Here is a 9,283-nt window from a genome sequence, read left to right as displayed (position 1 = left end):
TCCATGATCTGATTGTAAGCTTCCTTGATCTCTGCATCGGATTTTCCGTCTTTACCCAGGATTTCTTCTGCATGGGCAACTGCATCCTGCAATGCTTTTGCAGTGTCATCGGTATACTTGCCGCTGTTCTTTTCCAGAAGCTCGTTTGCTGCATCTGTCAGTTCTCTTAAGGAACGGATATCTGCTCTTTCCATCAGTGCCTGCATGCTGTCTGCGATCGCATTTGCTGCTGCATCTGCTTCTTCCTGAGTTGCATCTGCTTTTGCCAGAATTTCTTTTCCGGCTTTTACTGCTGCTTCCAGTGCGGAAACATCTGCATAATCTCCCGGATTTGCCAGAGTCTTTTCTGCTACTTCAATGATTGCTTCCAGATGTACCTTGTTTGTGCCGTATTCCATAGCATTGATCGCCTGTGTCATCTGAATGATGGCTGTCTGGATCTCAGAATCCGTTGCATTTTCTTTATCCAGAACTGCTTTTGCTGCTGCAAGGGCTGTTCTCATGGTTTCTGCACTTTCTGCTGTGTATTCAGAAAGATCCTGACTTGCCCATGCCTGGTACAGTTTTTCCAGATTTTCAATGTATTCAGACTGTCTTACAAAATGCAGCCAGTTCAGGTTGGAACCGCTCTCTGTGAACTCGATACGGAGTGTATGAACTCCTGCTTCCAGTTTGATCTGCTGTGCTTCCAGTGTGGTCCATTTCTGCCATCCGCCGGTGTTGACTGCCTTGAAACTTGCAATCTTTGTGCCGTCTGCCAGAATATCAAATGCTCCGCCGCCTGCATTGGATGCAGAACGTGCAGACAGGCTGTAAGTTCCGCTCTTGGCAACGTTGATCTGATACTGTGTCCATGCTCCTGCATCACAGTAACCGAGGTCTTTTCCGCCATCTTCGTCAGATGTATTTTCGCCCCTTGCCGTCTGTGACCAGAGAATATTTTCTGCTGCTTTAAAGTATGTGTCATCACCGATGTCTACTGTCACCGGATTGAGGATCTTTTCTTTAAAGATGTTCACTTTCATGATCATCTTCACAAGACGTTCTGCACAGTCTTCCAGATCAGAACGTTTCAGGATGCCTTTCTTCAGGGCCGCTTTTAAAGTTGCCGGAGAACCGCTTGGCATTTTGACATCATTTCCCGCCAGGACTTCTCTTGCATGATTGGAGTTGTTGCCCCAGTCTGTCATAAAGATTCCTTCATATCCCCATTCACCGCGGGTGATGTTTGTCAGGAGATCTTTATTTTCAGATGTTTCGATTCCGTTTAAGAAGTTATAAGAAGTCATAATGCTCCAAGGCTGTGCTTCTTTGACTGCAATTTCAAAACCTTTCAGGTAGATTTCACGCAGTGCACGTTCACTGACTCTGGAATCGCTGCTGTTTCGGTTTGTCTCTTTGTTGTTTGTTGTAAAATGCTTCAGTGTAATGGAAACGCCTTTTGACTGGCAGCCTTCTGTGATTGCAGCAGCCATTTTTCCGGTAATCAGAGGATCTTCGGAATAGTACTCAAAGTTACGTCCGCAAAGCGGATCTCTGTGGATATTCATACCAGGTGCAAGCCAGATATCAATACCATTGTTGTGTGCTTCCACTGCTGCCGCTTTTCCTACCTGCTTCACCAGATCTACATCCCAGGTACTTGCAAGAAGTGTGGAGATCGGCCATGCAGTACAGGTTGTACCGATACGGATACCCTGCGGACCATCTGCTGTCATCGCATTTGGAATACCGTATTCCATCAGATTTCCCATACCGCCGGTATTTGCAACACCGGTATTTGTCTGACCACCCATCAGTCCGCAGAGCTGGTCATCACTTAACTGTGCCAGGAAATCATCCATAAGTTCCGGATTATTATAAACATCCACCAGCATGATCTTGCCGCTGTCTGCCGGTTCAGAAGCTGGTGTATCTTCGGCTGTACGGGCTTTTTTTGCTGCCGCACTCTTCAGGCTCTGTGTTGCTGTCTGTTTCTTTTCTACAAGAATATAATCGATATTCGGGTATTTATCCTTTTCGGATGCCCTCAGTGTGAGGATGCTGTGTCCTTTCGGAAGGGTTACGGTAACCGGTTCCAGATTTTCGAAATTGTACCATTCATTCTTTTCGCCGTCACCTGTCTGTTTTGCATTGATCGTTGCCGGGAATTTCGTTCCGTCTACTTCCATACCTGGATCAAAATCGAATGCCGCACGGCCATTTGCCACATTTAATATCACATTATAATCTCCGGCTTCTTCAACATTCAGATAGTAGCTCACATAGTTTCCGGCATAATTCATATAAGCCAGGCAAGTCCCTGTGTAATCATCTTTTGTAAAGTTTTCGGTGCGTACTGCGTTGTTGCCTGTCGTACCGGCTGCATCGTATTTTTCTGCCTCAATCTTGTTCGCACCTTCTGCTTTGATGACTTTATTGTACAGTTCCTCCTGATCGCCAACACGTCTGAACAGTATATAATCATAGTTTGGATTATTTTTATTTGCCGTGAAACGAACCAGGTTCACGCCCTTGTCAAGATTGATGTAAAATGGTTCACATTCTTCAAAATTATACCACTCGGAAGCACCATTTCCATCACCGGTCTGCTGTGCATTAAATGAAATACCCGGCTGCTGCTGACCGTTTACTGCAACGGTAAAACAGTTTTGGATCTCTGTATAGCCATTTGCCATACACATGATCACTTCATATTTGCCGGCCTCTTCTGCGGTCAGCTCATATTCCATGTATCTGCCTGCTTCATTTAAATATGCCAAGCATTTTTTCATCTGCAGATTATCATCATAAAATGTTTCCATACTCAGATTTCCGGAAGAATTCAGGAAGTTCTCTGCTTCTACTTTTGTCGTTCCTTCTGCCGGAACCGTGTAATGCGGATTCATTTCATCTGAATTCGTCTTGAGATCTTCGTATGTGCCGTTTGCCAGAAGTCTCTTCTTCAGCTGAACCGGTGCACACTGCTGTGAAAGCTGCTCGGTAACTTCAGTATCTTCTACTTTATAGGTATAACGTACGCCATGTTCTCCGGCATCTTTGATAGAATTGCCGACGTAGATCTTGTAATCTCCGGCTTCCATAATGTATGCGGATTTCTGAACTTTTCCGGTGTCATCGTAACTTGACATATCACTGATCGCATACGTCATTGTCAGCTCCTGTGATTCGCCCGGCTGCAGCAGTTTTGTCTTTGCAAACGCTGCCAGCTCTTTTCCAGGTTTGCCCAGCTCTCCCTGCGGGGCTGAGAAATAAACCTGCACGACCTGTTTGCCGGCTACCTTTCCGGTATTCGTAACAGTCGCTGTCGTAACCATATTTTCTCCGTCTACTTTGACGTTTACATTGTCTGTTTTAAAAGTTGTGTAGGATAATCCATATCCAAAATCGTAATTCACTTTCGTATACTCTGGATCAAAAGTTTCAAAAAAACGATATCCGACAAACACATCTTCTTCATAATTTACATAAGAATTTGATTCATAAAATGTATTGGAACTTGGATAATCCTTATAATCTTTCGCAAATGTATCCACAAATTTACCCGATGGGTTTACATCTCCAACCAGCACGTCTGCTGTGGCAAGTCCACCTTCCATACCTGCCTGCCATGCCATCAGCACAGAATCGATACCCGGAATGTCTTTGATCCATTCCGTATCCAGAACGGCACCGACATTCAATACAACAACGGTCTTTTTAAATTTCGCTGCCACTCGTGTCAGAAGCTCTGTCTCTGCATCTGACAGATAGTAGTCACCTTTTGATGCACTGCGGTCGCTTCCCTCCGAAGAATAACGTCCGATCGTCACAATTGCGGTGTCTGCATTTTCTGCCGCAGCATTTAACATATCATCGGTAACCGTAATATTTGCATCGTTTTTAATGCCTTTTTCACTGACCTGTTCCGTATAAAAATCTACCAGCGGCTGATAGAGGGTGACCTTTCCTTCTTCTTCCTTGATCTGCATCCCCTGGAGAATGTTGTGCGTATAATCCACATTCGTTGCACCGCTTCCTCCGCCGCCTCGTACATAATCAATCATTGCACGCCCAAACATGGCAACTTTTTCGCCCTGTGCCAATGGCAGTGCACCATCATTTTCCATCAGAACCATACCTTCACCTGCCACCTGTCTGGACAGATCAATATGCTCCTGCGGCGATTTCGCCTGTACATTCAGAATACCGGCTGCCGGTATCGCTGCAGCAACCATTGCTGTCGAAAGAATGGCTGCCATAATCTTTCTAAATCTCATCTTCATATGATTTCTCTCCCTTCTGCCAGAATTTCGCTCCTTCTGGATTCAATCAGGTTCATGCTTTCCACAGGCAATTCTTTTCTCTTCCCTCCTTCTCACTTTTGTACTCGACAGTGCCTTTCTGTCTGATTTTCGTTCTCAATGTTTATACATTTTACCATGTTTGATTTATTTTTTCTATGTAATTTTATACGATTTACCACTATTTTTTTATTTTTTGTTTTAAATTCTTATATATTTTGTACAAAATTGTTTTCTGTTTTTCATGTTCCAAAACGTATGCGAACGCAAAAAAAAAGGGGGGTCTCCCCCCCTTGACGTTTACTGATTGATGACAGCCTGGATCTGTTCCATCAGCTGATCGTAATTTGCCTGATCATCGATTCCTCCCATCAGAGGCTCGCCTACGATATTTCCGTCTTTATCTACAAGAACTGTTGTAGGAAATGCCATAATGCTGCTGGCATATTTTCCAATTGCTGAATCTGAAGCAACCGTCAGGTTTTTGTAGGAAGCACCCTGTGCTTTTAAAATTTCCTGTGCTTCTTTGATTCCGTCCTCATTGTTATCTAACGTGTCTGTATTGATGCCGACAACTTCTCCGCCCATTGTCTTAAGTGTTTCATTTAATTCATTCAGTTTGGAAAGTTCTTCAACGCATGGCTTACAACCGCTGAACCAGAAGTTTACAACGGTGACCTTGTTATTCTTGAAAACGCTTTCATCGACATCCTTTCCATCCAGATCTTTTCCCGTGAAATCCTGGAATAAGCTGATAGATTCATCTGATTCTGAGGATCCACCATTGGCAGAATCCGCTTCTGCAATCTCTTTTTCAATCGCTGCAAGCTCTTCTTCAATGCCGCGGATCGTCTCAATGTCTTTGCACAGCGTATCATATTCTTCTTCCGTGAAAGAATCTTTATTAGATTCAACGGTGCCTGCAAGGACATCTGCATAGTTTTCACTCAGGCTCTCACCGGCACTGTTCTTGTTCATAAGACCAAATACCTTGTCCCAGGCATCTTTGTGGTCAGCAAAAATCTGATTTTCCTGCTGATAAAGGTCATCTCTTTTTTTGCTTTGTTCATCCATGCCTGCGGTATCTGCCGTGGAAGCAGATTCCTGTTTTTTATTGTCTGCTGACGGAGCCTGATTGTTGCCACAGCCTGTAAAAGCCAGAAGTACGGATACTGCAAGTGATGCAGCGATTACTTTTTTGAATTTGTTTTTCATGATTTTAAATCTCCTTTTCCATTTGATTTTTCTGATTGATCGTCAGCCTGTTTTTTCTTTGAAAATCCGTAATGATAGCATACTGCATCCACCGGACAGGCTTTCATACATTCTCCGCAGCGGATACACTCCGGATGGTTTGGTGTTTCTGTTACTTTGACGTCCATTTTGCAGGCCCGGATGCATTTCCGGCATCCTATGCATTTTTCGTGGTCCACCTGGATTTTAAGAAAGGATACTCTGTTGAACAGAGAGTAGATGGCACCAAGCGGACAGATCCATTTACAGAACGGACGGTAAAACAGAACACTCAGGACAATGAAAAGCACAAGGATCGTAAACTTGAATGTAAAAAGGTGTCCAAGTGCAGCACGGATTCCTGAATTTGCAAGGGCGAGCGGAAGTGCACCCTCGAGGACGCCCTGTGGGCATATGTACTTACAGAAAAACGGATCTCCCATGCCAAGTGAATTTGTTACAAATGCCGGAAGCAGTATAACAAAGACAACCAGGATCACGTATTTCAGATACCGCAGAGGTTTCATCTTTGCAGTGGAAAACTTTTTGCCCGGAATCTTATGCAGCAGATCCTGAAACCATCCGAACGGGCAGAGAAAACCACAGATAAACCGTCCCAGCAGAACTCCCAGCAAGATAAAAAAGCCTGTGATATAATAGGTGAACTTAAACTTTGAAGAACCGACTACAGCCTGAAAAGCTCCGATCGGACAGGCACCTGTGGCGGCCGGACAAGAGTAGCAGTTCAGTCCCGGCACACACATTGTCTTTGCTTTTCCCTGATAAATTTTCCCTTTAAACAGATTCGGGATGTGAATGTTTGTAAGCAGCACTGCAGCTGCCTGGATCCATCCGCGGAAACGGGCTGGAATGTTTTTGGCTGATTTTATTTTTTTATCCAATTCCGACACACTCCATACATATTTTTATTGCCTTACTAAGTACAACTGCAGATTCCCCGCGGAAAATTCCGGCAAGAAAAAACAGCATACCTGCTGCAAGCAAAAGAATCTGTGTTGCTTTTTCTGATTTCATCAAGACACTCCTTTCCTTATTTACAGTCCTTTTATTGACCTTTCGATGATTGCATTATACAATAACAGGTGTAAAATTTCTGTTAAGAAAAGAGAGAAAAAATTGAGATTATTAGTTGTTGAAGATGAAAAAAAATTATGTGATATGATTGCAAAAAGCCTGCATCAGGCCGGTTATGAAGTGGATACGTGCAATGACGGAGAAGAGGCACTTGAGATGATCTGTGCGGAAATGTACGATCTGATCGTACTTGACCTTAACCTTCCGGGAATGGACGGAATGGATATCCTCAGAGAACTTCGCAAAGAAAATGAAGAGACAAAGGTACTGATCCTTTCTGCAAGAAGTCAGATCGCAGATAAAGTTGAAGGGCTGGATGCCGGAGCAAATGACTATATGGAAAAACCATTTCATCTGCTGGAACTGGAAGCTCGTGTCAGAAGTCTGACCAGAAGAAAATTTGTACAGAAAAATGTCTGTCTGGAATGCGGTGCTCTTCGTTTCAACACAAGAGAACGAACAGCGTATGCAAAAGAGACCCCTGTTGCACTGACAAGAAAAGAGAATGGGATCCTGGAATATCTTCTTCTGAACCAGGGGCGGCCGGTCAGTCAGGAAGAACTGATCGAACATGTCTGGGATTCTTCTGTGGACAGTTTCAGTGGTTCGATCCGGGTCCATATGTCTTCTCTCCGGAAAAAGCTGAAGGCAGAACTTGGTTACGATCCGGTCGTAAATAAGATCGGAGAGGGTTATAAAATAGGAGGAAATGACAAAACATGAGAAAAATATCACTCCAGTGGAGACTGACGATCCTTACTACGGTGCTGATCACGGTATTGTGCGGATGTCTTACGTTTTTCCTGTATAAGAACGGAGTTTATTATTTTAACACGCTTCAGGAAACCGTGACGGATCAGAACGGGACACCCGATGCGATCTACATTGATATTCCGGATGATGAATGGGATGATTTTGCAGCACAGTTTTCCATGAAAGTCTATCATTCAAAATCCGCTTACAGAAATCAAAGCCTTTTGATCACTGCTCTTGTAGCACTGTTTGGCGGAGCCGTGACGTATTTTGTCAGCGGCCGGGCACTGAAGCCGCTCAGAGAATTCTCAGAAACCGTAGAAAAAGTTCAGGCACAGAATCTGACGGATTGTACGATCGGAGAAAATAAGATTACAGAACTGGACAGACTCCGCAGTTCTTATAACAAAATGCTTCTGCGGCTTTCGGAATCATTCGAGACGCAGCGTCAGTTCACCGGAAATGCAGCACATGAGCTGCGGACTCCTCTGGCATTAATCCAGGCACAGCTAGATCTCTATCACACAACAAGCCATCCTGAGTGTGACGCTGCAGCACAAGAGACGATCCAGATGGTAACAGAACAGAACGAGCGTCTTACCAGGCTGGTCCGGACACTTCTTGACATGAGCGAGCTGCAGAGCGTGGCACGTAATGACAAGATCGAACTTCACAGTCTGATTGAGGAAGTACTGACTGATCTGGAACCTCTGGCACAGGAAAAAAACGTTGAACTGATCCAAAAAAACCAGAACCTGAGGGATGAAAAGGCAGAAAACAAAACTGCTGATCTGATCCTGACAGGAAGTGATATCCTGATCTACCGGATGCTTTATAATCTTGTGGAGAATGCGATCAAATATAATCACACCAATGGAAACGTTACCGTATCAGCAGTCCGCATGAAGAATACCGTTGTTCTTACTGTTGCAGATACGGGAAACGGAATTGAGGAATCGTTCCGGGAACAGATCTTTGAACCCTTCTTCCGGATAGACAAATCAAGAAGCCGGGAACTTGGCGGTGTAGGTCTCGGGCTTGCACTGGTACGTGAGATTGTCCGGGTGCATGACGGAACGATCGAAGTTCATGGAAATGAGCAGGGCGGAACGACATTTGAAATAACGATGGGTTTGTAAGAAAAATAGAACAGGCAGCATGGAACAAAAGTCAAAAATGGTATGAATACGCCAAAAATATTTCATATATCTGAGGAGGTAAAACATGGACGAAAGATTACAGAAACAACTGGATTTTGCACTGGAAATTGATAAGGAGAAAAATATTTTCCGACAGACACATCTGTCTGGTCACGGACGCAATGAAAACGATGCGGAACATGCATGGCATATGGCGATCATGGCATATCTGCTACGGGAATATGCAAATGAAAGGGTAAATATTGAACGGGTAATGATCATGTGCCTGATCCACGATATTGTGGAAATTGATGCAGGAGACACGTATGCGTATGATGCCGAAGGGCTCAAAACACAGAAAGCCCGGGAGGAAGCCGCAAAAGAACGGATCTTTTCTCTTCTTCCTGATGATCAGAAAAAAGAGCTTTCCGCACTGTTTGATGAATTTGAGGCAAATGAAACGCCGGAATCAAGATTTGCACATGCGATGGACAATCTGCAGCCTCTGATGCTCAATAACAGCAATGGCGGTGGCGACTGGAGAGAACACGGTGTCAGTGCCAAGCAGGTTTATGCAAGACAGAACAAAACAAAAGACGGATCCCTGGAACTTTTTGAAGTGATCGATGAAATTTTGCAGAAACATATCCGGCTTGGGAATCTCAAATAAAAATTGACCGTTGGTTTCCCGGCAGGTGTAAGGAATGGAAATGTCAGGTGTTTTAAAATACTGTTTACAAATGAACAGTATTGCATGTGCAAATGAACGAATTCCCCGAA

7 protein-coding genes are annotated in these 9,283 nt (G+C 44.1%); 3 read left to right on the top strand and 4 right to left on the bottom strand.

What is annotated here, in order from left to right:
• The 4 genes from ACLTL4_RS10315 to ACLTL4_RS10300 all read right to left on the bottom strand — a co-directional run.
• The coding region (locus ACLTL4_RS10315) for a glycoside hydrolase family 3 C-terminal domain-containing protein (RefSeq protein ID WP_412320501.1) at positions 1 to 4,265 on the bottom strand (4,265 nt) is incomplete at its 3' end.
• A gap of 318 nt (positions 4,266 to 4,583) precedes the next feature.
• Positions 4,584 to 5,498: a TlpA family protein disulfide reductase gene (locus ACLTL4_RS10310; RefSeq protein WP_412291298.1), complete on the bottom strand. Its 915-nt coding sequence runs from the start codon at positions 5,496 to 5,498 to the stop codon at positions 4,584 to 4,586.
• The gene (locus ACLTL4_RS10305) at positions 5,495 to 6,418 is read right to left on the bottom strand and encodes a 4Fe-4S binding protein (protein WP_248835255.1); all 924 of its coding nucleotides are present in this window, start codon (positions 6,416 to 6,418) and stop codon (positions 5,495 to 5,497) included. The genes ACLTL4_RS10310 and ACLTL4_RS10305 overlap by 4 nt, the downstream gene beginning before the upstream one ends.
• Positions 6,411 to 6,551, bottom strand: a complete 141-nt coding sequence (locus ACLTL4_RS10300) for a CD1871A family CXXC motif-containing protein (protein WP_147632936.1) — start codon at positions 6,549 to 6,551, stop codon at positions 6,411 to 6,413. Before ACLTL4_RS10300 ends, ACLTL4_RS10305 begins: the two co-directional genes overlap by 8 nt.
• Positions 6,552 to 6,596: 45 nt before the next feature.
• On the opposite strand from ACLTL4_RS10300, the gene ACLTL4_RS10295 reads away from it, so the two are divergent.
• The 3 genes from ACLTL4_RS10295 (at position 6,597) to ACLTL4_RS10285 (ending at position 9,173) form a co-directional block, all read left to right on the top strand.
• Complete coding sequence (locus ACLTL4_RS10295) at positions 6,597 to 7,334, top strand: response regulator transcription factor (protein WP_215660561.1); 738 nt, start codon at positions 6,597 to 6,599, stop codon at positions 7,332 to 7,334.
• Positions 7,331 to 8,503 carry a sensor histidine kinase gene (locus tag ACLTL4_RS10290; protein ID WP_173897709.1) on the top strand — a complete coding sequence of 391 codons (1,173 nt, stop codon included), beginning with the start codon at positions 7,331 to 7,333 and terminating at the stop codon, positions 8,501 to 8,503. Before ACLTL4_RS10295 ends, ACLTL4_RS10290 begins: the two co-directional genes overlap by 4 nt.
• Before the next feature lie 85 nt (positions 8,504 to 8,588).
• A complete protein-coding gene (locus ACLTL4_RS10285) occupies positions 8,589 to 9,173 on the top strand; it encodes an HD domain-containing protein (protein ID WP_173866417.1) in 585 nt (194 codons plus the stop codon).
• Positions 9,174 to 9,283 lie beyond the last annotated feature (110 nt).

Source organism: Hominisplanchenecus sp., from assembly GCF_046967715.1.
GTDB classification, from domain to species: Bacteria; Bacillota; Clostridia; order Lachnospirales; family Lachnospiraceae; genus Hominisplanchenecus; species Hominisplanchenecus faecis.
The sequence above is the reverse complement of the archived record's forward strand: the minus strand, read 5'-3'. Positions and strand labels throughout refer to the sequence as shown.